26 protein-coding genes are annotated in these 22,747 nt (G+C 52.1%); 14 read left to right on the plus strand and 12 right to left on the minus strand.

Annotation, left to right across the window (positions count from 1 at the left end; translation table 11 throughout):
- Positions 1-174 precede the first annotated feature (174 nt).
- Positions 175-1,140: an N-acetylmuramoyl-L-alanine amidase gene (locus tag J3P34_RS03765; RefSeq protein ID WP_246853520.1), complete on the minus strand. Its 966-nt coding sequence runs from the start codon at positions 1,138-1,140 to the stop codon at positions 175-177.
- A gap of 256 nt (positions 1,141-1,396) precedes the next feature.
- Between J3P34_RS03765 and J3P34_RS03770 the strand changes: the two genes are divergently transcribed.
- From J3P34_RS03770 to J3P34_RS03785, 4 genes are all read left to right on the plus strand, one after another.
- A complete protein-coding gene (locus tag J3P34_RS03770) occupies positions 1,397-2,023 on the plus strand; it encodes a DJ-1/PfpI family protein (RefSeq protein ID WP_210486486.1) in 627 nt (208 codons plus the stop codon).
- 546 nt (positions 2,024-2,569) lie between these two features.
- Positions 2,570-3,169: a hypothetical protein gene (locus J3P34_RS03775; protein WP_210486487.1), complete on the plus strand. Its 600-nt coding sequence runs from the start codon at positions 2,570-2,572 to the stop codon at positions 3,167-3,169.
- Positions 3,170-3,248: 79 nt separating this feature from the next.
- The gene (locus J3P34_RS03780; protein WP_210486488.1) at positions 3,249-3,764 is read left to right on the plus strand and encodes a nuclear transport factor 2 family protein; all 516 of its coding nucleotides are present in this window, start codon (positions 3,249-3,251) and stop codon (positions 3,762-3,764) included.
- Positions 3,765-3,944: 180 nt separating this feature from the next.
- Positions 3,945-5,033: a mechanosensitive ion channel family protein gene (locus tag J3P34_RS03785; RefSeq protein WP_210466463.1), complete on the plus strand. Its 1,089-nt coding sequence runs from the start codon at positions 3,945-3,947 to the stop codon at positions 5,031-5,033.
- A 63-nt stretch (positions 5,034-5,096) separates the two neighbouring features.
- On the opposite strand, the gene J3P34_RS03790 is transcribed toward J3P34_RS03785, so the two are convergent.
- Entirely contained in the window at positions 5,097-5,522 is a 426-nt protein-coding gene (locus J3P34_RS03790; RefSeq protein WP_210486489.1) for a hypothetical protein, read from the minus strand.
- 199 nt (positions 5,523-5,721) lie between these two features.
- Between J3P34_RS03790 and J3P34_RS03795 the strand changes: the two genes are divergently transcribed.
- The 3 genes from J3P34_RS03795 to J3P34_RS03805 all read left to right on the plus strand — a co-directional run bounded on the left by J3P34_RS03795 (position 5,722) and on the right by J3P34_RS03805 (position 7,158).
- Positions 5,722-5,949 (plus strand): hypothetical protein, encoded by a 228-nt coding sequence (locus J3P34_RS03795; protein ID WP_210486926.1) that lies wholly within the window; start codon positions 5,722-5,724, stop codon positions 5,947-5,949.
- Positions 5,867-6,661: a class D beta-lactamase gene (gene blaOXA, locus J3P34_RS03800; protein WP_210486490.1), complete on the plus strand. Its 795-nt coding sequence runs from the start codon at positions 5,867-5,869 to the stop codon at positions 6,659-6,661. Before J3P34_RS03795 ends, blaOXA begins: the two co-directional genes overlap by 83 nt.
- A 71-nt stretch (positions 6,662-6,732) precedes the next feature.
- Entirely contained in the window at positions 6,733-7,158 is a 426-nt protein-coding gene (locus tag J3P34_RS03805) for a VOC family protein (protein WP_246853522.1), read from the plus strand.
- Between the two features lie 46 nt (positions 7,159-7,204).
- Here J3P34_RS03805 and J3P34_RS22330 read toward each other — a convergent pair whose 3' ends face one another.
- The 8 genes from J3P34_RS22330 to cmoA all read right to left on the minus strand — a co-directional run bounded on the left by J3P34_RS22330 (position 7,205) and on the right by cmoA (position 12,705).
- Positions 7,205-7,303, minus strand: coding sequence for a PhnA domain-containing protein (locus J3P34_RS22330; RefSeq protein ID WP_345890331.1), 99 nt, complete (start codon positions 7,301-7,303; stop codon positions 7,205-7,207).
- Positions 7,303-7,416 (minus strand): PhnA domain-containing protein, encoded by a 114-nt coding sequence (locus tag J3P34_RS22335; RefSeq protein ID WP_345890332.1) that lies wholly within the window; start codon positions 7,414-7,416, stop codon positions 7,303-7,305. Before J3P34_RS22335 ends, J3P34_RS22330 begins: the two co-directional genes overlap by 1 nt.
- A gap of 157 nt (positions 7,417-7,573) precedes the next feature.
- The gene (locus J3P34_RS03815) at positions 7,574-8,455 is read right to left on the minus strand and encodes an aldose 1-epimerase family protein (RefSeq protein WP_210486491.1); all 882 of its coding nucleotides are present in this window, start codon (positions 8,453-8,455) and stop codon (positions 7,574-7,576) included.
- A 14-nt stretch (positions 8,456-8,469) separates the two neighbouring features.
- Complete coding sequence (locus J3P34_RS03820) at positions 8,470-8,985, minus strand: AAA family ATPase (RefSeq protein ID WP_210486492.1); 516 nt, start codon at positions 8,983-8,985, stop codon at positions 8,470-8,472.
- A 183-nt stretch (positions 8,986-9,168) separates the two neighbouring features.
- A complete protein-coding gene (locus J3P34_RS03825) occupies positions 9,169-9,921 on the minus strand; it encodes a DUF2490 domain-containing protein (protein ID WP_210486493.1) in 753 nt (250 codons plus the stop codon).
- Positions 9,922-10,153: 232 nt separating this feature from the next.
- Positions 10,154-11,020: a phosphatase PAP2 family protein gene (locus J3P34_RS03830; protein WP_210466469.1), complete on the minus strand. Its 867-nt coding sequence runs from the start codon at positions 11,018-11,020 to the stop codon at positions 10,154-10,156.
- Between the two features lie 200 nt (positions 11,021-11,220).
- Complete coding sequence (locus J3P34_RS03835) at positions 11,221-11,880, minus strand: methyltransferase family protein (protein WP_246853524.1); 660 nt, start codon at positions 11,878-11,880, stop codon at positions 11,221-11,223.
- A 66-nt stretch (positions 11,881-11,946) separates the two neighbouring features.
- Complete coding sequence (gene cmoA / locus J3P34_RS03840) at positions 11,947-12,705, minus strand: carboxy-S-adenosyl-L-methionine synthase CmoA (protein ID WP_210466471.1); 759 nt, start codon at positions 12,703-12,705, stop codon at positions 11,947-11,949.
- 418 nt (positions 12,706-13,123) lie between these two features.
- Between cmoA and J3P34_RS03845 the strand changes: the two genes are divergently transcribed.
- Both J3P34_RS03845 and J3P34_RS03850 read left to right on the plus strand, forming a co-directional pair.
- On the plus strand, positions 13,124-13,801 hold the full coding sequence (locus J3P34_RS03845; RefSeq protein ID WP_210466472.1) for a response regulator transcription factor: 678 nt from the start codon (positions 13,124-13,126) through the stop codon (positions 13,799-13,801).
- Entirely contained in the window at positions 13,798-15,060 is a 1,263-nt protein-coding gene (locus tag J3P34_RS03850) for a sensor histidine kinase (RefSeq protein ID WP_210486495.1), read from the plus strand. The genes J3P34_RS03845 and J3P34_RS03850 overlap by 4 nt, the downstream gene beginning before the upstream one ends.
- 867 nt (positions 15,061-15,927) lie before the next feature.
- On the opposite strand, the gene J3P34_RS03855 is transcribed toward J3P34_RS03850, so the two are convergent.
- Positions 15,928-16,308 (minus strand): hypothetical protein, encoded by a 381-nt coding sequence (locus J3P34_RS03855; RefSeq protein WP_210486496.1) that lies wholly within the window; start codon positions 16,306-16,308, stop codon positions 15,928-15,930.
- Between the two features lie 109 nt (positions 16,309-16,417).
- On the minus strand, positions 16,418-17,044 hold the full coding sequence (gene pnuC, locus J3P34_RS03860) for a nicotinamide riboside transporter PnuC (protein WP_210486497.1): 627 nt from the start codon (positions 17,042-17,044) through the stop codon (positions 16,418-16,420).
- 162 nt (positions 17,045-17,206) lie between these two features.
- Between pnuC and J3P34_RS03865 the strand changes: the two genes are divergently transcribed.
- From J3P34_RS03865 to J3P34_RS03885, 5 genes are all read left to right on the plus strand, one after another.
- Positions 17,207-17,527 (plus strand): rhodanese-like domain-containing protein, encoded by a 321-nt coding sequence (locus J3P34_RS03865; protein ID WP_210486498.1) that lies wholly within the window; start codon positions 17,207-17,209, stop codon positions 17,525-17,527.
- A 137-nt stretch (positions 17,528-17,664) separates the two neighbouring features.
- Entirely contained in the window at positions 17,665-19,134 is a 1,470-nt protein-coding gene (guaB, locus tag J3P34_RS03870; RefSeq protein ID WP_210466477.1) for an IMP dehydrogenase, read from the plus strand.
- 755 nt (positions 19,135-19,889) lie between these two features.
- Complete coding sequence (locus J3P34_RS03875; protein WP_210486499.1) at positions 19,890-21,968, plus strand: PP2C family protein-serine/threonine phosphatase; 2,079 nt, start codon at positions 19,890-19,892, stop codon at positions 21,966-21,968.
- A gap of 20 nt (positions 21,969-21,988) precedes the next feature.
- Positions 21,989-22,327, plus strand: a complete 339-nt coding sequence (locus tag J3P34_RS03880) for an STAS domain-containing protein (protein ID WP_062544051.1) — start codon at positions 21,989-21,991, stop codon at positions 22,325-22,327.
- On the plus strand, positions 22,320-22,730 hold the full coding sequence (locus J3P34_RS03885) for an ATP-binding protein (RefSeq protein ID WP_210466479.1): 411 nt from the start codon (positions 22,320-22,322) through the stop codon (positions 22,728-22,730). Before J3P34_RS03880 ends, J3P34_RS03885 begins: the two co-directional genes overlap by 8 nt.
- Positions 22,731-22,747 lie beyond the last annotated feature (17 nt).

The following is a 22,747-nucleotide window of genomic DNA, read 5'->3' on the forward strand; positions in this document are numbered from 1 at the left end:
CCCCCAGACAGACCAATCCAGCAAAGCTGGTCCTAAGGTTTACCTTCCGGTCTGTCTGAGAAAAGACCGAGGAGACTCTTTAAGATAGGATAATTCTGCATTACCTCTTTACAAGTATCAGAGGAATAAAAACCGACTTAATTCTCGGACCTATTCCAACTTAGGCTAAGGCTTTTACTCCAGGCTCTTTTTATAGAGATGGTACAGCACCTTTTTGTCATCGTCGGTGAGGATGCCGTTCACTTCCTTCTGCACGAAATGCAGCTTAAAAGCCTTGATGGCCGCGTCCAGGTTCTTAACATCGTAACCAATGATGCGGAGGGCGTCTTTGGGCTGGAAGGAAAGCGGAATAGTGTCTACCACCACTACTGGTCCGGGAGGAGCTATGGTGACAGGCACGGCGGTGGTGTCTTTAGGCAGGGCCGTACTGTCTGCGGTTACGGCCGTGGAATCCTGGTAAGGCGGGATAATGGATTCAAATACCGAGTTGCGCACCTTCTCCTCATCGTACCACATCCCAAAACCGGCCTCGGCGAGCTTCTTCCAGGGGAAAGTTGGATTGGGATCTACCTTGCGGCTGGGCGCGATGTCTGAGTGCCCGATGAAGTTGGCAGCCGGAATACCGTGGGTTTTCTTCAGGATGGCCAGCACCTGCAAGAGGCTGTTGATCTGTGCCTCGGCAAAGGGCTCAGAACCGTTGTTGTCCAGCTCAATCCCGATGGAGGAAGAGTTGAGGTCTGAGTTGTTACCCCACTTGCCCGCGCCGCCGTGCCAGGCCCGCAGATAGTCACTGAGCATGTGGTACACCTTGCCGTCGCGGCCAATCACGTAATGTGCGCTCACCTGGGTTCTGGCTAAAGTAAAGGTCTTCAGCGTCTGCTCCGTAGAGTTCTGCGCCGTATGGTGAATCACCACGAAGTTGGGTTTCCGGAGGTTGAAGTTGGTGGTACCCACCCACTGGTCACCCTGCATGAGGCTATCCTCGCCGGGATTGGTGACCGGCGTGGCGCGCAGGGCTTTGGCAAAGGCTTTCGCCTGCTTCTTATAGACCTTGTTGGTAGCGGCGTAGGGATTACTGGAGCAACCGGCCAAAGCCATCGACAGAAAAACAGGGAAGCAAAGCAGGGCAGTACGTTTCATAGAACAGGTCATTTACCAGGCCAAAGATGCTAAAATTTCCCTTCGCCCGGAAAGGGAGGAGCCATTCATCTGCAGGCTAAGAAGGATCACATCTTAACCCGGAACCTCTGAAAACGCCATCAAACCCATATAACTTATTGACTATTAACCTAATTCTCCGCAACTTCATAAGAGCAAGCCGCTGGTAGAAGCACCAATTGACTGGCCGGTTAACAGAACCGGCAATGTTTTTCTTTTATCCTTAACGCATCATCCTATGGAAAACAAAAAGAAAATCCTGTTCCTCACCGGCGATTTCGCCGAGGATTACGAGACCATGGTTCCCTTCCAGATGTTGCTCATGGTGGGGTATGACGTACACGCCGTGTGCCCCGGCAAAAAGAAAGGCGACACCATCAAAACCGCCATCCATGATTTTGAGGGCGACCAGACCTACACCGAGAAACCCGGCCATAACTTCCAGCTCAACTACGCTTTCGCGGATGTCAACCCTGAGGACTACGCCGGACTGGTGATTGCCGGAGGCCGCGCGCCCGAGTACCTGCGCCTGAACCAGCGCGTGCTGGAGGTGGTGCAGCATTTCATGGAGAAAGACAAACCGTTGGCCGCAGTTTGCCACGGCATCCAGATCCTGACCGCTGCCCGCGTGGTGGAAGGACGCCGCCTCACCGCCTATCCGGCCGTTGGGCCAGAAGTGAGTCTGGCCGGCGGCACCTTTGTTCCGGTAGACGCCACCGAAGCCGTGGTAGACGGCAACCTGGTCACCTCCCCTGCCTGGCCCGGCCATCCCGCCTTTATCCGGGAGTTCCTCAAAGTAATGGGTGTCACCATTGACCTTAATGCCGGTTCCCGCGCCACCACTTCCGTAGAATACCTGACTTAAGGAGTACCTGGCTTAAGCAGAATTGCAAAACCTGTTTCGAGGCTGATTTCCGATTATTAGCCCCGAAACAGGTTTCCCTTTAGCACAAAGCGATCTTTTTGTCCTTCCTTATTTCAGGCTGTTTCATTCTGTCTGTAGTTCCCTGATCATTGATTCCCCTGGTTCAAGTATTTTTCTGATTAAGTTTTGCCCTGATTCAAGTCTTTGGTTTCCTGACCAAAATTTTTGGTTTCTCTGGTTTAAGTTTTCAACTTGGACTTACCATGGGCTGAAGTTTTCAACTTCAGTGAGGCGCGAGCCTCAAACTGGCTTTGCAGACGTGAACACTATGGCCCCTTTTTTCAGTCGCTCCTCTTGATTCTTTCAGGCTTTTCTTCCAGCTGCCAATAAGCATACCAGCACCAATCGTCCTTCTATATAAACCCTTAGCCAATGCTCATTTCGGGCCCAGTTTCTGAAAAACACCTTAAAAACAGCCTCCCAGTGTTTACCCCAAACCCTTAAAAGAGTATCTTAGGCGGGTCAACCGCGCTTATCTTTCCTGTTATGGATTTACCTTCTATTCAATTAACCCACGAATTTGAGCCCATTCCGCCCGATTTCCACTGCGGAGCATCGGGGCAGCCGTTCCAGACCTGCATCGCCTGCGAGCGCCACCTGCTGCAAGACGGCGTGAGTTACCTGGTAGAAAAAGCAGTGCGCTTTTATCCCCAGGACGGCATGTTGGATACTGTGCTGGAATATGCCATGTGCGTGCCTTGTGCCCAGCAGATGCGGGAGGAGCTGTCTGTAGAGTCCAGAAGTAAGATTGACGCCTATTTTTCTGAGCATGTAGACCTGGTGGCCCGCCGCGAGGCCCTGCTTTCTTTACCCAACCCCTTACAACTGGAAAACTGGCTCTCGCACTGCATCGTGACGGGTACGCCCCGCGAAGCCTGCAAAGAATACCAGATCTACGCCCAGTGCGAAGGCAAGGACCTCTTATACACTTACATGCCGTACATGATCAGCGGCGAGGCGATGGAGGAGATTCAGCGGCTGATCTCGCCGCATACCCGCCAAATCCTGGATGACTTCATGGACACGCACTTCGGGCTGCCACCCGAGCTCAGGGCCCTGCTCCAGGACCGGTTGATCCTTATATAAAAAGAAAAACGTATTTTGCTCTGGCCTTCTCAAGGCCTTTGCTTTTATAAACAGAGCCTACTATAACCACAGACCCACTATGCGCGCCCTCCTTTTGCTTTCTTTCTGCCTCCTGCTCAGCGGGTCGGCTTTTGCCCAGACTAAAAAAGCCACGCCTGCTAAGCTCTCAGCCGATGCGAAAGCTGTAGAGGCAGCCGTGGTGCGTTTCTTTGACGGCATGCGGGCCGGCGACAGCACCATGTCCCGCTCGGTATTGGCGCCCAATGCCCGGCTGTTCTCAGTAGGCGCCGGCAAAGACGGCAAGGTCCTGCCCCGCGAGACACCCATGGACAAGTTTGTGCAGATGATTGCGCAGCCCCATCCGCAGGTGTTGGATGAGCGCATCTGGGATGTGAAAGTGAACATTGACGGAGACCTGGCTACCCTTTGGTGCGAGTATGCTTTTTATGCCGGAGACACCTTCAGCCACTGCGGCGTGGATGCCTTCCAACTATACCGCTCTCCCGAAGGCTGGAAAATCTTCACCATCACAGATACCCGCCGCAAAGAAAACTGCGACCTCAAAGCTGCTCAGGCTGCCAAAACCAAACCGTAATCTGTTTCTTTTCTGAGATCGCACGGCGCTCCATTCCCAAGTCTTCTGGAGATGGAATGCCTCAGCGCGTTCATGGTCCTAGTATAACTACTGTCCGAGGGTTGCACGTATACCCTGGTTATTGTTTTACTATCTGCGGCCTGGCGTAAGTTGGGCGGCCGTGCACCCCCAGCTGAAGAAATGAACAGATTATTAAACCAGACCTACTACCACAACAGCGTTTTTGATTATCTCTTCGCTTTAGGAGTCATCATTATCGGGTTGCTGCTCCTCAGGTCCGTGAAGCACATCTTTTTCCGGAAAATCAGGAAATGGGTCAAAGGCACCAGAACCCACCTGGACGATCTGCTGGTGGAAGGTGTGGACCGATTCCTGCTCCCGGCCCTCTACTTTGCCGTTATCCACGCCGGCATCAGCTATCTTACCTTATCAGAGAAAGCCCAGAACGTGCTGGGAGTGGTGACCACCATGGTGATCACTTTCCTGTTTGTGCGCCTGATCTCCACCACTATTCTCATGCTGCTCAGGTCTTATGTAAGAAAGCAAGAGCGCGGCGAGGAGAAGGTTAAGCAGTTGGGAGGCCTCATGCTCATCATCAACGCGGTGATCTGGATGGTGGGCCTGCTCTTCCTGTTTGACAACATGGGCTATAACGTGACCACCATTATCACAGGTCTGGGGATTGGGGGTATCGCCATCGCGCTGGCCGCGCAGAACATTCTGGGTGACGTGTTCAACTACTTCGTGATTTTCTTTGACCGCCCCTTTGAAACCGGCGACTTCATTGTGATTGACGATAAGAGCGGCACCGTGGATTATATAGGTATCAAAACCACGCGGGTGAAAAGCCTTTCGGGGGAGCTGCTGGTATTTGCCAACAGTGACTTGACCAAATCACGCATCCATAACTACAAACAGATGCTTAGGCGACGCGTGGTGTTCAAGCTTGGAATCACCTACCAGACCTCGCTGGAGACCATGAAAATCATTCCCGGGTTGCTGGAAGACATTGTGAAAGCACAGGACCCCGTTGAGTTTGACCGCGCCCACTTTATGAGTTACGGTGACTCTAGCCTGGACTATGAGGTGGTTTACTATGTCCTAAGCGATTCCTACAACAAGTACATGGACATTCAGCAGAACATCAACTTCAGGATCTATGAGGAGTTCCAGAACCGGGGCATTGAGTTTGCCTACCCTACCCGCACACTCTTCCTGGTGAACGAAGAAACCGAGACGGCAGATGCGCCCATGGCCCGGCAGCGGTAAGCGTGTTTATGTTTAGGCTCTGTTTTCTAAAAAACGCAGGCAAAAACGCTAGGGCTAAACGGCTTAGTTGCTCTCTTTTAGCTGACAGGCTTTAAGCCAGGCCAGCGCCTCCGGACGGGAGTTGAAGGCACAGAACTCCAGTTGGCGCCCTATTTTGCTCACCTGCATAACCTGACCAGCGGTTTCACCATAAGAATGCTCGTGGGCTACGTGGGCCAGATAACGGAGTCCGGCTTGCATGGCCCGGGGCAACCAATCCTTTTCCAACCAGGCTACGGCATCGGCCCAGGGACCGGTCAGCTCACTGTTGTCGTTCAGTTTGTAGGGGCATTTGGTTTGCTCCAGCAACTCAAGCCCAATTTCGCAGGCCTTGCGCAGGTCATTCTGAGAGGCATACCCGTACCATTTGGTGTCTATGATGTTCAGCTCAGGGTTGTGCTCTATTACGTAGTAGACTCTGTCAAATGAGTTTTTAGCTTCACGCTGCATGGCACTGGGGTTGGGAACCAAAAAAGAGGGAAAGGAAGACATCTGCAATATTTAAACAAAAGTAAGTTTTTATTTACGATTTTCAAGAAAGCCCAGCACTTAGCCCACCTGCCCCTCCCCGCAAGAATTTCTATTCTCTGGCTTTTTACCCTGTTTACCCTGAGAACCTGCTGCCGTGCCAATTGTTTTCTGCAAACTCATGAAAAGGAGAAAGCTGCCGGCAGACAACTTTCTAAGCTTAGGCCTAGGCAAGGCATTGCCAGAAGAAAAGGAAGCCCAATCTACCCGGAACCAGATATTTAAAGTAAACTTGGCAGGAAAATCTGAACTGCCAAGTTTACTTTATGAAGCATCTGTTTGCCTTTGGTCTGTATTTTCTTTTTCTACCCTTCTTAGGTTTTGGTCAGAACCTGCAGCAGCCGTTTAAAGATTGCGGCCTGGAAGGTAGTTTTACCTTGTATGACCTCATACAGAACCGCTGGACTTACAGCCACCCAAAGGATGCGCAACGGGCCACCCTACCGGCTTCCACCTTCAAAATCCTGAATTCTCTTATTCTGCTGGAGGAGAAAGCGGTACGGGATGAAAATGAAGTATTGAAATGGGATGGTCAGCAGCGGAGCGTGCCGGCCTGGAACGCCGATACGGACATGAAGCACGCCTTCACCAACTCAACGGTCTGGTTCTATGTGCGCCTGGCCCAGCAGATTGGCCTTGACAAATACCGCAACCATCTAGAGCGCTGCGGCTACGGCAACGGCAAGTTCTCCGGCGCCCAAGGCGCCGATTTCTGGAACTACGGTGATTTTGCCATCTCACCCAAGGCACAAATCCAGTTCCTGCAGAAGCTTTACCAGGAGAGGCTGCCTTTCTCCAGGGAGAACATCCAGAAAGTGAAGCAGATGATGGTGGCAGAAGAAACACCGGCATACACCCTCAGAGCCAAAACCGGCCTGACCAGCCACAACGGAAGAAACATTGGCTGGTATGTGGGCTACGTGGAGACCAAAGGCAACGTCTACTTCTTCGCCACCCGGCTGCACAAAGACGTGCAGACCCAAAACGAGGATTTCGCCACCTGCCGGAAGACTGTCACCCGGAAACTCCTGCAGCAACTGGGCATCTTACCCGCTTCCTGATTTAAGCGTGTTTTGGTTAAAACAGCCCGTAAACGATCCTTTCCTATATATCAATAAACCCTTTTATACAGATGCAACCCAGAATCACCCTGATCACCTTAGGTGTATCCAGCGTGGCGGCGGCCACCCAGTTCTATGAATCCGTTTTCGGGTGGGAACGCACCCCTGCCAGCCAGGAAGGCATCACGTTTTTCCAGCTCAATGGTTTGCAATTGGCGCTTTTCCCCACGGAGGAGCTGGCCAAAGACGCCCATGTTCCTGCTGAAGGAACCGGCTTTAAAGGGTTCAGCCTGGCGCATAACCTACGCAGCGAAGAGGAGGTAGATGCGCTTTTCCAGGAACTGCAATCCAAAAACGTCACGATTGTAAAACACCCCGAGAAGGTGTTCTGGGGCGGCTACAGCGGCTATTTCTCTGACCCAGACGGGCACCTTTGGGAAGTAGCCTATAACCCGTTTCTCCCGCTGGATGAGCAGGGCAACGTAGCGCCGCAATAAGCTTTTGAAACAGAAAAGGCGCCCATGGGCGCCTTTTCTGTTTCTTCTATACTTTCTTCAGGAAGCACGTTTTCAAGACCATAACGGTTCGCTCCACCCGGCCCTCAATCTCTTCGACATCATCGGTGAGCCTGATTTTTTTCACTACCGTGCCTCTTTTGATGGTGGTGGAAGAGCCCCTTTCACCTTCAGGTCTTTGATTACTGTGACAGAATCGCCCTCGTTGAGCAGGGTGCCGTTGCTATCTTTTACTTCCATTTTGCTTTGCCTTTGAATAAAACCGGGCCGCTTTCTGTTGGGCAGCCGGCCAGGCACAAAGCTACCTGCATTTCCAGCCGTTTCCAACCTTTCAAAATCGCGAAGCAGGGCTTCCAGCGTTTCAAGCCTATTCTGAGAAAAACAGCCCTGGAACAGACTAGCCTACGCTGATGGTATAGGAAGCTTCAAAGGTTTCGTTCGTACCCAAAGACTGCATGCCTTCTTTTTCGCTGAGTTCAATAGGCTCCCCGGCTGTGCCTGCAATGCCGTACCAGGGCTCAATGCACAGGAATGGCGCGCCCACGCGTTTGGTCCAGATGCCCAGGTAAGGGAAATTGGCGAACTGCATCTGCACGAAGTGTGGGTGACGGTCGGTTTTGAGGGTCACGCGCTCAGACTTGAACGCTTTGAACACCATGGCGTCTTTCTCATAGTGCTCGTAGCGGAGCGGCAACACGGCCATGTTGTCCAGCACGGGCTCGGTCTGGCCGTTCTGCAGCCCGGTACCATCTTCCAGCAGGTAACGCGATAATAACTCAGGTTGGGAGAACTCCAGGTAATAATCTTCAAAGGCGCCTCCCTCCTGCATGGGCACGTTGAAAGCCGGGTGCGCCCCAATGGAGAACAGCATCTCGCCCTCACCAGCGTGGTGCACCTGCCAGGTCACCTCCACGGTCTGGTCCTGCAGGGTGTAAAGGATGCGCAACACAAAGTCAAAGGGGTAAACTTTCCGGCTTTCTTCCGAGGCTTTCAGCTCATACACCAACCTATCCTGCCCCTCCTCTACCAACTCAAACACCTGGTCTCTGGCGAACCCGTGCTGAGGCAAACTGTAGGTTTTACCCTGGTGCAGGTACTGGTCTTGCGGCAGGCGGCCCACAATTGGGAAAAGCACCGGCGCGTGGCGGTTCCAGAAAGAAGCATTGGCTTGCCAGATGTACTCGCGGTTTCCGTCTTTCTTTACCAGGCTGCATAGCTCGGCACCTGCGGTTTTCACGCCCACGCGCACGTATTCGTTTTCCAGGAAGGTAGTTTTCATAGTGAGGATTGGGGTTAGGGATGAAGCACCTTGTCTACCGCCTTTATGGCATTTTGGAGGCGCTCCTCGGCGGAGCCGGATATCTCTACGTAAGGCACGCCCATCTGGTCCAGCTCGCGTTTGTACCAATCATGGAAAAACTGGCGCAGGTGCGGATGCTCGCGTTGCGGATCTGGCGTCCAGGGCAGGTCTATATCCAGGAGCAGGTACAGGTCTACGTTCTGCCGCCGCAGGTTCTCCAGGATGAAGGAAGAGCAGATGTCATAAGAATGCTCAGACCAGATCTTGAGCACCAGCAACTCGGTGTCCAGGAAAAGCAGCTCCGGATTTTTGGCTTCCTCGGCTTGCCAGAGCGCCAGCTGCCCGCGGGCGATGGCCTCCAGGTCGGGGGCGGTGTAGGGCCTTTCCAATTGGTCCAGGTAAGTGCGGGCATACTCGGGCACCCAAGGCGCGTTGTAGTGCTGCGCCAGTTGCGCCGACAAGGTTGACTTTCCGGTGCTCTCCGGGCCGGTGATCGCGATCTTTACCAAACTGTTGCGTTTTAGGGTAAACAGTTTCGGGACCGGTTTTCAGAAATCGGCCCCGAAACAGAAAGTTTTTCAAATGAATGCACAGAATATATACGCTTGCCTACCCTTCTCTGGTTAAACCCTCTTCATTTCAGGAAAGGGATACTCACGATGGAGCCGGGTTGGCAGCGATAAGATGATGGTTTATTGGGCGGCAGTAGTCTGTTTCCGGAAATCTAGGTTATAGGTAAGGCCTACCTGCAGGGTGTGGTTATTTTCAAACCATACGCCGTTGCGCTGGGCCACGTGCTGGTGCATGTAACCAACCTCCAGCGTGGCGTCTTTATGGAAACGGTAACCCAGGGCGGCGTACGCGCGGTTTTGGTCAAAGATGTTGTTGGTCACGTTGGGCCCGAAATTCACAAACACCTCGTCATACAAGCCCAGGTAGAATTCCTTGTCTTCCAGCGTTGGGCCCGCCAGTGGAATATTGGTGCGGAACTGGTACCGCACGCGGTTCATGTAGGTGTAGTCTTCGGCACCGGCAAACTTGATCCAGCGCTGCTCTAACCTAAAACGGTGCTGCAAACCAAAAATGCCCTGCTGGTCTTTCAACTGCAATTGCTGATACGTGCGGTGCTCAGGGAAGTCATCGGCGGCGGGGTTGTCACCGTACGGATAGGTGTGTACGTAGGCGTACCCGGCCGCTACGGAGGCGCGATCAGACAGATTGTACACCATGGCTACGCGGGGCATCACCTGCTGCGGATCTGAGACCACGTGGTAGCGCCGCAACTGGAACTCGGTGTGCAGGCTCCATTTATCGGTGAGCTTGTGCGTGCCGTAATACATAAACCAGCCGTTGTAATTGGTATCATGGCGGCGGTTGTTCTGCGCGGTAACCTCTGAAAGGCTGAGCGTGAGCAGGAGCAGAAGTACAGGGAATAATTTTTTCATGGGGATATTGGGGATGTTGGGGATTGCCGGGCTAACCCGGATGATTTATTTAGATAAGGGTGCAAATCAAAAACTAAAATCTGATTACGCCCAATCAGCCTAGTTGTTTTCGGGTTATTTTCCAGAAATGAGGTTAAAAACAAAGCAGGTGATGCTGAAAAACAGAAAACCCACTGCAAAAACAGCGGGTTTTCTGGACTAGGATTTTGAAATTTAATTCTGGACGAGCCCGCTAATTGATTAGGGCCTGATATTGTTGGTCTCTTTTCCGGTTTTTATAATCGTCCAGGTTCATGGAGAAAGCGAAGCCCGGCACCCCGTAAATATAGGTAGGCGACAACTGCACAATGGAAGGTTTCCGGCCCCAACGGTTCCGGTGAGACAGGTACGCTAAGTGGGAGGACAGCATGCCTATACCCGCCCCCACAAACACATCAGACTGCCAGTGCTTGTTGTTAAGCATCCGGAAAGCGCCCACGCTGGTGGCAATGGTGTAGGCCCCAATTCCGTACCACGGGCTCTTATGCTTGAGCTCTGAGTTGAGGATAGAAGCCGCCAAAAAGGCCTGGGCCGTGTGGCCCGAGGGCATTGATTGGTCGTTTTCCCCGTTAGGCCGCACCTGGTTGGTGGTTTGCTTGAGCGTGAAAACGGTGAGCCCGAAGATCGCCTCGGCCTTCAGGATCAGGATGCTGGTGTTCAGAAAATCGTTGTTAGACTTTATGTTGAAGAGGTTGGCTGCCGCCAATTCTACATAAGGCGCAATGAGCAAGGGGTTGTCAATGGTGGTATGGAAATTTGGAAAATGCTTCTGAATATCGCGTTTTGCATCCATGCTACTGTAGATACCCCGGTCTCCTATGGTGCTTATGCCATACGCTATAAGAATAGAAGGTATGATAGTGGCTCTGAAAGCCTTAGATTTGAAAAAGGGCTTCTTCTCTGGTGTAGCCACCGAGTCTTGGTACTTTTTCAAGGTATCTTGCGCAACTACCGGAGTCTGGTACTTCTTAAGGGAATCTGCTTCCTGCGCCATCAGCTCATGACTAGTCAGGCCGAAGCACATGGTGAGGGCAAGCCAAATACGTACTATGTTTTTCATATACGGTTCACGGTTGGGATGAGAAATTAACCTACTGCATATCGTTAGAAAAAAGCAAAGGGTTGCCCTGAACTGCACTTTTTTCTTTAATTCATGATTTCAGGCTAAAAAAAGGCACCAAGCAACCGCGGCGCCCCGCACCTGCCAGATTCTTTTCAAGCCTGATAACCGTCCCTTCAAAGTCAGTTGAGAAGGCATATTCAATCAGCTACCCACCGGCCAGATTTCTTGAGGTAACGCACCGTAAAGTACACGGTCGCCAACCCCAGAACAATGAAAGCCAATAGCATATTTCTGAGTTGCGGGTTAAAGTCCGTAAGCTGTGGGTAGTACAGCAGCAGAATGAGCGTGATGCCCAGAAGCCAGACAAACTGGGTGTTGTATTCTTTCAAAAGCCAGCGTTTGGGCTTGAACTCCATGCTATGGAACGTTTCTCCCAGTCCGTTGGGATTGATGAGCCAGCGGTTCACCCGGGCACAGTACGCGTTGAACGCTGCCCCAAACTTGCCGCGCAGGAAATTCTCCTCGGCCAGCACAATGGCCTGGTAAATGAACAGAAACAGCGGGATGAGCACCGCCATGTACAGCAAAGAATTGGAGAGAATGCCCACACCCACCAGCATGAGGATGTTGCCCACGTACAAAGGGTTGCGGCAATGGTTGAAAATACCCTGGGTCACCAGTTCCTCAGCGTACACTTTCTTGTCTCTCCCGCCCCTGATAATGTACGCCAACCCAATGGTGGCGCCCCTGATGGCCTGTCCGGCTACAGTCACTACCAGCCCCAGACTAATGGGCCAGAGGTAATAATACTCCCCAAAATGCTCCCGCCTGAAAATATCCGGTGAGGGAATAAACAAGGCCAAATACAGAAAAATAAATAGCACATTTCTGTACTTGAAAAAGAAATTACCAATAGAAACCATTTACTTCTTGATTGCGATGAGTCCGGAGAAATTGTACCACTTGAAAAACACCTCGCATTGGGCAAAGCCGGCTTCGCGCAGCATCATGATGTTCTCGCTGAGTTTGTAGGGAATGAGCACGTTTTCCAGTGCCTCGCGCTTCTGCGAGATCTCCATCTCACTGTAGTGGTTGCGCCGTTTGTAGTTGTAGTAGTACTTGATGAAATCACGGTTGTACATGCTGTCCTCGGTGAGGATTTTCTCTACCAGAAGGAGCACGCCGCCGGGCACCAGTCCGTCATAGATTTTCTTCACCAACTTGTCACGGTGGATGGGCCTGATGAACTGCAGCGTAAGGCAGAGCACCACCACTGAGGCGTTCCTGATCTCCAAATTTTCCTGCAGATTGGCCAGTTCCAGACTGTAGGGCCGCACCACGCCCATCTCTTTCAGTTTGGCATCGCACTTGGCCAGCATATCTACAGAATCGTCCACGCCCACAAACCTGATGTCCGGGGCCATCATGGCATCCATGCCTATCATGGTGGTACCCGTGGAGCAGCCCAGGTCATAGACATTGGTATTTTCCTGGGCGTGGTCGGCGGCCAGTTCGGCAATCATGCGCTGTATCTCGCCGTAGAACGGCACAGATCGGCTTACCATGTCATCAAACACCTTGGCCACCTTTGAGCTGAAAGTAAAGTCTGCGGCTTCCTTGATGTCATCTTTGAAAACCTCGTCGCGGGTTTCCTCCTGGCTTTGTGCTTCTAAATTATCCATTTTACCTACTTTTCTCTTTAAAGCAAATGCTCCTACCACTGCCCGTTCTGGTCGCTGAGGCAAGAAAATGGCCCCAAACAAAACAGGCGCCCAAGCCCTTCCGTTGATTCTTAAAGGAAGCAAGAGAATCTGTAGGAATCCTGTTTTTGAGGTGCCAAAAGAAAATAATATCAGCCCTTTACCACCATCTCTGCAACATTCTATGTCTTAAACAATTGCAACAGGAAATTGATTGAAATTTGGAATACTGGAGCCAGAATAACACCATCTCATCTGAACCTCAGACTTCTGAAAGTCCTTATTTTGCCTTAACCTTATATTTCTTTGCCAGAATTAGGAAATCGGCCAGAAAACGGCCGCGCCACTGGCTTCAGAATCTCTTCAGAATTGGGTTGTAGCTTGATGTTTTGATCTGAAAATGAAAATACTTCTTGTAGAAGACGAGGCCAACCTGCTCAACACCACTTCCAGTTATCTTCAGAAAGAAGGTTTCGTGTGCGAGGAGGCCCCCACTTTTTCTGCCGCCGAGGAGAAACTGATGCTCTACCAGTATGACCTGCTCATCCTGGACATCACCCTCCCCGACGGCAACGGCCTGTACCTGGTGCCCAAGCTCAAGAAAATGCAGCCAGACACCGGCATCCTCATCATCTCAGCCAAGAACTCCTTAGACGATAAACTTAACGGCCTGGACCTAGGCGCGGACGACTACCTCACCAAGCCTTTTTTCCTGGCCGAGCTCAACTCCCGGATCAACGCTATCCTGCGGCGGCGCAAGTTCAGCGGCTCCACTTCAGTGGTGTTCAACGAGATTGAGGTGGTGCCCAATGCCATGGTGGCCCGGGTACACGGCCAGGCGCTGGACCTCACCAAAAAGGAGTATGATCTGTTGCTTTATTTCCTCACGAACAAGCAGCGCGTGCTCTCCCGCGAGAACATAGCCGAGCACATCTGGGGGGACCTCTCCGGCTCCGCCGATAACTTTGACTTTATCTACACCCACATCAAGAACCTACGCCGCAAAATAGTGCAGGCCGGGGGCACAGATTACCTACAGACAGTGTACGGGGTGGGCTACAAATTCGCGGCTCCATGAGGCTCCTGCAGAAGTTAAACCGCACCTACATTTTCTTCTCCTCACTGTTGTTTCTGGTGGCGGGCATCCTGCTGTACTTCTTCCTGACGGCTAACATAGATTATGAAGCCGAAGAGCAGCTCCTGAACACCGAGCGGCGCATTGCCCGGCAACTGACCCGTGGCCAGACGCCCACCAAATTGTTTCCGGTGCTGGAGGTAACCCAACTTGCGGCACACCAGCCCCAACGCCTCACTATCACAGACACCACTATGTTTGACCAGGTGGAAGGCGAGGAAGAAACCTTTAGACAAGTACGCTCCGTCCGGAATATCAACGGGCACTCCTACGCCATTGTGCTCCGGCAGATGGTGGTGCAGCATTCAGAGTACATCATGACCATTGGCTGCATTCTGGTGCTGGTAATGGGATTGTTGCTGGTGTGCCTAACCATGATGAACCGCAGCATTCACCGCACGGTATGGCAGTCTTTCTATAATACGCTGGAAACGGTGAAGAGCTTCTCGGTACACCAACCCGGCCCGCTGCAGCTACAAGAATCGGCTATCCAGGAGTTCCAGGAAATGCATACCGCGCTGGCCCGGCTCACGGAGAAGGCCCGCCTGGATTACCTGGCCCTAAAAGAATTCTCTGAGAACGCCTCGCATGAGATGCAGACCCCACTGGCCGTTTTGCAGAACAAGCTGGACGAACTGCTGCAGGACCCTGCCTTAAGTGAACTGCAGGCGCGTCACATCCAGACTGCTGGCGCGGCCGTGCAGAAACTCTCCAAACTAAACCAGACGCTGCTGCTGCTCACCAAAATTGAGAACCGACAGTTCATCCACACCGAGGCCATCTGCGTGACTGCTTTCCTGCGCCGGCAACTTGACTTGCTGGAAGACTTTATCCTGGAAAAAGAGCTGCAGGTGACTTTGGAAGAAGTGGCTGCCCTCAGGGTCTCGGCCAACCCTGCGCTGGTAGACGTCCTGCTCTCCAACCTGCTCAGCAACGCCATTAAGCACAACAACCCGCAAGGTTTCATCTCCATTGAGGTGCAGAAGAACAGGCTACTAATCTCCAACTCCGGCAAGCCGCTGCCCTACGCGCCGTCACTGCTGTTTGAGCGGTTCAGCAAAGCAGACGCCTCCTCTTCCTCCTTGGGTTTGGGCCTGGCCATTGTGCGCACCATTTGCCATCTCTACGCCTGGGATGTAAAATACCACGTGCAGAAAGACCGCCATTCCCTGGAGATCACCTTCCCAGAAACATTAGCCTAAGCAGCCGTTCTCCTTTTCCCTTTTTTAGGGTATTTTCTTTAAAACACCTTTTAACTGGAAAGCCGCCGCCCTGAGCCAAAAAGAAAACCCGAGGCCAATGGCCCCGGGTTTTCTGCAGATACTATCTAAATAGCCGCCTTTTCCCCGGCGGCAAGGGTAAAACTTTTAAGCCCAGCTTTAGGCCCGATTGCAGAAAACAGCCGCAAAACTGCTGCTTCCAATGCAACTCCTGCCACTGCACCTTAACGAATTTGGGCCTTCTGGTATCCAGATCTATCCTTCTGCAGGTGCTGGGACTTACGCCCTGAAAAAGCAAGCGAAAACAGTCTGGCCTCATGAAGAAGATACCATGACAGACTTAACTAGTTCTCCTCTCATGGACCTGGCTCTGTTTCCGCGTGCTTTCTTTTCTGGCAGCGGGGCTTAGTTCATGAGAGGTTAGCGGGGCAGATGACATTGCACCTGCGGGAGTATCCCCATAGCTCCGGCTCCCACCAACCTCTGTTTCTTTCCGTATAAGACCTGCTTTTCGCAAAACAGGCCCTAAACGATAAATGCTTAATGATGAAAATCCTTCCTTAACCGCTAAAACTGTTGCAGTGCTGGTGATGGCTGCCTTCTGGATGTTGAGTGCGGTTCGCCTGCGGATTAAAGGTTTATTTACATGAGCTCAGGACTGCTTTCAGAGGAAATGAAATCTAGCACAGAAACTCTCATGGGAGCGCAAGCGGTAAAGGCATTTAACCTAAATTACACCGACCTCAGATGGGTAAACCCAAAGAAAACAGATTAACCTGGATATAATTTTTCCGGGCAGAGCTCTTTAGAAGCACGCAACGGGTATCAGTAAAAAGAAAGGATTTTGGCCTATAGCCTGTAACTGTGGTACCGCATGTAGAGCGGCAGATGCGCTGCCGTAGCAACCGCTGAACCATACTCCCGGTCCGAAGCCGATGGCCACTGCGTAAAAGATAAACCAGAGAAGAAGGCTGAGGCTGGTTCGCCCACTGGAGAATCAAACCCGGGTGCATGCGTAACTGTCTCTTCCTCAGAAAAAGACTCATTCACTACCGCCTGTTTAAAGACGAAAAGCAGTTCCTCAGAAGCAGCAGCCCGAAGGCAAGCTTCAAAATGCTGGGAGGGGCTTTCTACCACTGCTTCGCCCATTGATGCGGCACACGCCTGCCCACCTACTACCGGAAGGGTAGCGATAAGCACAAACAGGTACCGGATAAATAATTGCATCATGGGGACTCAGATGATAGATAGACCAAATGTAGGAGGAAAAAACTTACATAAGCAAATGAAAATGTGATTTTTTTGCTATTCAGGCAAAATAACCTTAGAAACCGTCCGCTCACCCCATGAACGGCGAGGGCACCTTCTCCTCCTGAGTCCGCTGCAGGTCTTTCTTCCAGTCTACGTAGCCCCACCACGCCAGCGCCAGGTACAGGAAGTACAACACGGCCGTTGGGTAGAGTTCTTTGTACAGATAGATGGGCACGTACACGGCGTCCACCACAAGCCAGATAAGCCAGTTCTCCAGTTTCTTCCGGCTCATGAGCCACTGGGCACCCAGGCTCACCGCCGTGGTGGCGGCATCCCAGTAAGCCAGGTCGGCGTCGGTGTTGGTGTGCAGGTAGGTGCCTAAGCCCAGGGTGAACAAGGGCACAAACAGCAACAGCCACATCCACTGCCGGGAGGTCATGCGGGAGACCGGCCGCTCCTCACGTTGGTTTCCTTTGTACAGCCACATGTACCAGCCGTAGAAGTTGAGCCCCGCAAACATCACCTGCAAGCCCATATCGGCGTAGAGCCGGGCCTCATAGAAAATCACGATGTACAGCATTACACTGATGAGCGCTATGGGGAAGGTCCAGATGTTCTGCCGGGCGGCCAGCCAAACGCACAGCAAACCCGTGATCACGCCCACAATCTCGGTAACAGTTGCCAAATCCCATTGGCTTGGGGAGAGAAGTTCCATAAAGAGTCTTTGCCATCGTCACCGTTTAAGGCCTGCTTTCCGGGAAATGAGCCTTAAACGCGGACGGTCTTTAATGTAAAGTGCACAAAAATAGAAGCCTTCCGGTTGGTTTACGTGCCGGGCGGATATTATTGCCAAATTATTTAGCCCTATCTTTGACGCATGCTCCCAGAGATTACGCCCCAGCAACTGAAAGAACGTTTAGACCGCCAGGAACCGTTACAGCTCATTGATGTGCGCGAACCGGCAGAATGGGCCATCTGCAATCTGGGTGGCGAACTGATCCCGCTCGCTGACATTCCCAAAGCCGCCCCTACCCTGGACAAAGAGATTCCCACGGTGCTCATTTGCCACCATGGTTTCCGGAGTGCCCAGGCCCTTATGTTCCTTCAGCAGCGTCACGGCTTCACCAACCTGCTGAATCTTAAAGGCGGTGTGCATGCCTGGGCTGAGGAAGTAGACCCGGCTTTTCCGGTATACTAAACCATACCGCTTTTGGCCTCTTTTCAGGGAATAAGGCACAAAACGGCCCCTGCCTGAAAGAAAGTTTTCCGTCACACACTAGGATATTCAACTTTTCCCTTAATTTTACGTGGCAAATACCATATACGCTATTTGCCATGCAGTTTCACGCTCCCAATCTGTTGTTCGAAGCCCTGACTTACGACGACGTTCTGCTATTACCCGCCTACTCAGAGGTACTCCCAAAAGATACTAATACTTCCACCCAGCTTACCCGCAACATCCGGGTGAACATTCCTATTGTGTCGGCGGCCATGGATACCGTGACCGAGGCAGACATGGCCATTGCCATGGCGCAGGAAGGCGGAATAGGCTTCATCCACAAAAACATGAGCATCAAACAGCAAGCCGAGCAGGTGCGCAAGGTGAAACGCTCTGAAAGCGGCATGATCCTGGACCCGGTAACGCTGGATGAGCACGCCACTTTGGGTGAGGCTGTTCAGATCATGAAGGAGCACCGCATAGGAGGTATTCCCATTGTGTCTGAAGACAAGAAACTGGTGGGCATCATCACCAACCGCGACCTCCGGTTCGAGAAGAACTACTCCGTGAAGGTTTCCGAGATCATGACCAAAGACCGTCTGGTCACCGCCCCCAGAGGCATTGAACTGGACAAGGCCGAGGACATCCTCCAGGAATATAAAATAGAGAAACTGCCGGTCATTGACGAAAAAGGCGTGTTAGTGGGCCTCATCACCTACAAAGACATCCTCAAGAGAAAGCATCGCCCCTACGCCTGCAAAGACGAGTTCGGCCGGTTGCGCGTAGGCGCTGCCGTTGGGGTTACCCCAGACGTACTGGACCGCGTAGGCGCCCTAGTGGAAGCCGGCGTAGACGTCATCAGCGTAGACACCGCCCACGGCCACTCCAAAGGCGTGATGGACGCGGTGCGCAGAATCAAAGACGCTTTCCCTAATGTGGACCTCATTGCCGGCAACGTGGCTACCGCCGAAGGTGCCCGCGCCCTGGCAGACTCCGGCGCCGATGCCGTGAAAGTGGGCGTTGGCCCTGGCTCCATCTGTACCACCCGCATCATCGCCGGGATTGGCGTTCCGCAGCTTTCCGCCGTGATTGAGGCGGTGAAAGGCCTGGAGGGAACCGGCGTACCGGTCATCGCCGATGGCGGGATCAAGTTCTCCGGCGACCTAGTGAAAGCCATCGCCGGTGGCGCCAGTACCATCATGATAGGTTCCTTACTAGCCGGCACCGAGGAAGCTCCCGGCGACATGCAGATCTACGAAGGTCGTAAGTTCAAGACCTACCGCGGCATGGGCTCCATTGAGGCCATGGGCGAAGGCTCCAAAGACCGCTATTTCCAGGATGCCGAGGACGACGTGAAGAAACTGGTGCCTGAAGGTATTGTGGGCCGCGTGCCGTACAAAGGCCTGGCTGGTGAGGTGCTGTACCAACTGGTGGGCGGCCTCAAAGCCGGGATGGGCTACTGCGGCGCCCCGGACATTGACACCCTTAAGAAAGCAAAGATGGTGAAGATCACCGGCGCCGGTCTCCGCGAAAGCCATCCGCATGACGTTCAGATCACCCGCGAGGCTCCTAACTACAGCCGTTAACCTGTAGAAAAGCCTCTCCGGCAATTAATACATCTTTTCTGTTTTGCTCTGTCCATTCGTTTGGGCAGAGCAAAATTCGTTTAGGGAGGACGGGTTACACATGAAAAGAGTAATTCTGTTTACGGCCTGTTTTTAAGAGCCCCCCTTAAAACAGATTTTCCCTTGAAGTTGAAAGCCTGTCCATTGGCGCAAGTGCATTATCTACCAAGACGCGCTTCTTCCCTCTTACCAATCACTATCTGCTGCTGCAAAACTTGCATTGTGCAGTTTAGGATTTGAGCTCTCGTTAAAAGGGATGATATACGCAGAATGGAAAAGTCCATAAACCAATCAAAGGCTTTACCCCTCCGGCAATCTTTAGCTTATTCCAGAGACTAGCTTGCCTTCCTCCTCTCCGGAAGCTTTCCCGGCTCCTGTTTTTCCAATATTCTCTTCACCAGACTTTTCGAGCAATCGCTTAAAAATCAATATTTTATACCCAAATAACAAAATAGGCAGTCATAAACCTTTCATCCTGCCGTCTTCTGGTGAATCATTGTCTTAGATTTAGCGTTTCCTATATAGATTTACTCTATGCTGAATTATCTATTTCCTTTATTCAAAGGCAACCTTTTGTCTTTCAGCCGGATGCATTCACCCCGGAAATATGGCAAAAGTGCTGCATGAAGAACATAAGTTTTTTTTAGTTACTTTTAAGAAATTCTCGTATTCACCCACAGCCATCACATAACCATCACCCGCAGGCAATCTCTCCAATGCCCCAAGACAAAACCATTAAACAGTTGTGCTTTTTAACCGGAAGTGTAAGCTGGGTCTTGCTATTGGTGAATGTGTTGTTTTTGGCCCGGCAAGGGTTTATGGGCGAAGCCAACGCGGCTACCCCGTACCTGAACAACGTGCTGTCGGTGGTGTTCATCCTTTCCGTTTTCCTGCACCAGCGCACGCACGTGCCAATCCAGCGGAGCGCCGAGTTCACTTCTCCGCTTTGGGGCCTGTTTGTGAAAGGCGGCCTGGGCGCGTACGTCTGCCTGCTCCTCCACATAGGGTACCCAGGGCTGAACCAATATTGGGTGAACAGCCCTTACCTGCTGGATATCTTCTACCAGGTTTTCTTTGGGTTTCTGGTGTATTTTCTGGGCAAGGCTTTCTACACCTGGCGGCAGTTCATCCTCTACCACAAAACCAAGGATGTCCAGAGCCAGTGGAAGTGGTTTGAGATTTTGGTCTATCTCAGCCTTTTGGTGCCCCTGCTCAACGTGCAGTACATGAGCCACGTTTTCCTTATCCTGGACCTGGGCCTTTTGCTTGCCTACAGCCTGTACATGAGCGTGCACCAGCGCTGGGTGGCTTTCCTCACCCTTGACAAGAAATGGAGCTGTATTTTCCTGCTCACGGCGGTGCTGGCCTCTGGGGTGCTGTTCGCCAACTTCCTGTTCGTCTACGCCGATTCCCCAGAGCTGGAAGTGGACTATACAGACAACCCGTTCATCCTGCTGACCCTGGCTTTCGCGTTTCTGTACGCCCTGGTGTCTTTGCTGGTGGCCCTGTTCAGTTTACCCACGTCCCGGGTTTTTGAGCAGAGAAACGCCGACTTACTAAGCTTCCAGCGCCTGAGCCATACCATTCAGCAGGGCCAGAGCGAGGATGAGGTGTACAAAATGCTGTTTGAGAGTGCCGTGAAAGCCACCGGGGCAGATGCCGCCTGGCTGGAAATAAACGAGACCACCCACGTTGACACCTCTGAATTTACCGGCAACCCCATTGACACCCAGGTGCAGGAGGCAGTAAAGGCCTTGATGGAAAACGTGCAGGAGCAGGATAGTTCAACCCCTGACAGCGTGTACGTGAACGGCGACCTGAACCTGCTGCCCGAGTTCAAAAGCCTGCCCAACCTTTACAACTCCCTACTGGTGGTGCCGCTAGTGTCGGCCAAACGGCGCTACGGCGTGCTATACTTGCTGCTGGAAGTAGAACAGGGCTTTGACCCAGACTCCATCAGTGTGGTGCAGTCGTTCGCGAACCAGACGGTATTGACCATTGAGAACCTGCGGCTCATGCAGGAATCCTTGCAGAATGAGCGCTACAAAGAGGAGCTCAAGATCGCGAGCCTGGTGCAGGACCGCCTCAACCCCAAGAAATTCCCCACCGATACCTGGTTTGAGATCAGCACCTATGCTCAGGCGGCAAAGGAAGTGGGCGGCGACTTCTATGATTACCTGCAACTGAGCAAATCCCGCATCGCCATCATCATAGGCGACGTATCTGGGAAAGGGATCTCGGCGGCCTTCCACATGGCGCAGATGAAAGGCATTTTCCACGGCCTCATGCAGCAGGACTTGCTGCCGGATGAGTTTATGATCCAGGCCAACAGCGCCCTGAGCCGCTGCCTGGAACGCACCTCCTTTATCACGTCATCTCTGTATATCATTGATTATGAGATGCAAGGCGTTTCATTTGCCCGGGCGGGCCATTGCCATACCCTTTACTACAACTCTATGATAGAAGATACGTTCTATTTCCAGACAGAGGGATTGGGTTTGGGCATTATCAGGGACGCCTCTTACGCCAAGCGCATCCACCGGCTGCACTATGACTATAACCCCGGCGATGTGATGGTGATTTACACCGATGGCATTGTGGAGGCCCGTAACTCCCGCCAGGAGGAGTACGGCGAGGAGCGCCTGAAATACATGCTTTCCCAGACATATCATTTAGAGGCCGAGGACATCAAAAGCGCTATCATCAACGATGTCAGCGACTTCAGCAATGATATCCTCTATGATGACCAAACCCTGCTTGTGATCAAGTTCAAACCGCGTCAACCTATTAATTAGATGATTCGTAAAGAAGCACGATGAAAATAAAACATACTATCACAGACAACACCATCACCATCAGTTTAGATGGTGAGTTAGACGCCAGCTCCTCCGTGTTATTGGACGAAGAGCTCTCCAATCCCAGCATCATGATGTTTGGCAAGATCCTGGTGGACTGCAAAAACCTCAACTACATTTCCTCGGCCGGTTTAGGCGTGTTCATCTCGCACTTGCAGCGTTTTGAAGATGCTCAGATCAAGCTTATTTTCTTCAACATGCAGGAGAAAGTACGTAACGTGTTCGAGATTTTGGGGCTGGACCTGCTCATGACCATCGTCTCTTCCTATGAAGAAGCCGTGACCATTGCCAATGACTAATAAGATCCGGGTCAGTTGTGACAGGAAGAACCTTAAAATTATCCGCACCTTTGTGACGGATACCCTCTCTCCTGTCCACTTGTCTGAGATCACGTTAAACCAGATCATCCTGGCCGTAGACGAGATCTGCGCCAACCTGATCATCCACTCCAACAAGGAAGACAGCCAGAAGAATCTCTGCCTCACCATCAGGTATGATGACCGGGAGATTGTTTTTGAGCTGGAAGACAACGGCACCCCCTTTGTGCAGGCCAACTACAAAGCGCCTAACATCCATGACAACATAAAGGCGGGTAAAAAGGGGGGCGTGGGCGTGGCCTTGGTGAACCGGATCATGGACAAGGTAGAATACAGTGTGAAGGGGTCAACCAATATCTGCCGCATGCACAAACTCCTGGTGTAGGCACAGGTCTATATTTT

This window comes from Rufibacter aurantiacus (assembly GCF_017916345.1).
GTDB lineage: Bacteria > Bacteroidota > Bacteroidia > Cytophagales > Hymenobacteraceae > Nibribacter > Nibribacter roseolus.

What these genes read in the sequence shown, in the direction of transcription:
- J3P34_RS03830 (WP_210466469.1), bottom strand. Translation starts at nt 11,020, where the DNA reads ATGAAAAACATAGTACGTATTTGGCTTGCCCTCACCATGTGCTTCGGC.
- guaB (WP_210466477.1), top strand. Translation starts at nt 17,665, where the DNA reads ATGCAGTTTCACGCTCCCAATCTGTTGTTCGAAGCCCTGACTTACGAC.
- J3P34_RS03875 (WP_210486499.1), top strand. Translation starts at nt 19,890, where the DNA reads ATGCCCCAAGACAAAACCATTAAACAGTTGTGCTTTTTAACCGGAAGT.
- J3P34_RS03865 (WP_210486498.1), top strand. Translation starts at nt 17,207, where the DNA reads ATGCTCCCAGAGATTACGCCCCAGCAACTGAAAGAACGTTTAGACCGC.
- cmoA (WP_210466471.1), bottom strand. Translation starts at nt 12,705, where the DNA reads ATGGATAATTTAGAAGCACAAAGCCAGGAGGAAACCCGCGACGAGGTT.
- J3P34_RS03850 (WP_210486495.1), top strand. Translation starts at nt 13,798, where the DNA reads ATGAGGCTCCTGCAGAAGTTAAACCGCACCTACATTTTCTTCTCCTCA.
- pnuC (WP_210486497.1), bottom strand. Translation starts at nt 17,044, where the DNA reads ATGGAACTTCTCTCCCCAAGCCAATGGGATTTGGCAACTGTTACCGAG.
- J3P34_RS03790 (WP_210486489.1), bottom strand. Translation starts at nt 5,522, where the DNA reads ATGCAGCGTGAAGCTAAAAACTCATTTGACAGAGTCTACTACGTAATA.
- J3P34_RS03815 (WP_210486491.1), bottom strand. Translation starts at nt 8,455, where the DNA reads ATGAAAACTACCTTCCTGGAAAACGAATACGTGCGCGTGGGCGTGAAA.
- J3P34_RS03825 (WP_210486493.1), bottom strand. Translation starts at nt 9,921, where the DNA reads ATGAAAAAATTATTCCCTGTACTTCTGCTCCTGCTCACGCTCAGCCTT.
- J3P34_RS03770 (WP_210486486.1), top strand. Translation starts at nt 1,397, where the DNA reads ATGGAAAACAAAAAGAAAATCCTGTTCCTCACCGGCGATTTCGCCGAG.
- J3P34_RS03780 (WP_210486488.1), top strand. Translation starts at nt 3,249, where the DNA reads ATGCGCGCCCTCCTTTTGCTTTCTTTCTGCCTCCTGCTCAGCGGGTCG.
- blaOXA (WP_210486490.1), top strand. Translation starts at nt 5,867, where the DNA reads ATGAAGCATCTGTTTGCCTTTGGTCTGTATTTTCTTTTTCTACCCTTC.
- J3P34_RS03775 (WP_210486487.1), top strand. Translation starts at nt 2,570, where the DNA reads ATGGATTTACCTTCTATTCAATTAACCCACGAATTTGAGCCCATTCCG.
- J3P34_RS03785 (WP_210466463.1), top strand. Translation starts at nt 3,945, where the DNA reads ATGAACAGATTATTAAACCAGACCTACTACCACAACAGCGTTTTTGAT.
- J3P34_RS03880 (WP_062544051.1), top strand. Translation starts at nt 21,989, where the DNA reads ATGAAAATAAAACATACTATCACAGACAACACCATCACCATCAGTTTA.
- J3P34_RS03855 (WP_210486496.1), bottom strand. Translation starts at nt 16,308, where the DNA reads ATGATGCAATTATTTATCCGGTACCTGTTTGTGCTTATCGCTACCCTT.
- J3P34_RS03795 (WP_210486926.1), top strand. Translation starts at nt 5,722, where the DNA reads ATGAAAAGGAGAAAGCTGCCGGCAGACAACTTTCTAAGCTTAGGCCTA.
- J3P34_RS03885 (WP_210466479.1), top strand. Translation starts at nt 22,320, where the DNA reads ATGACTAATAAGATCCGGGTCAGTTGTGACAGGAAGAACCTTAAAATT.
- J3P34_RS22335 (WP_345890332.1), bottom strand. Translation starts at nt 7,416, where the DNA reads ATGGAAGTAAAAGATAGCAACGGCACCCTGCTCAACGAGGGCGATTCT.
- J3P34_RS03805 (WP_246853522.1), top strand. Translation starts at nt 6,733, where the DNA reads ATGCAACCCAGAATCACCCTGATCACCTTAGGTGTATCCAGCGTGGCG.
- J3P34_RS03765 (WP_246853520.1), bottom strand. Translation starts at nt 1,140, where the DNA reads ATGAAACGTACTGCCCTGCTTTGCTTCCCTGTTTTTCTGTCGATGGCT.
- J3P34_RS03845 (WP_210466472.1), top strand. Translation starts at nt 13,124, where the DNA reads ATGAAAATACTTCTTGTAGAAGACGAGGCCAACCTGCTCAACACCACT.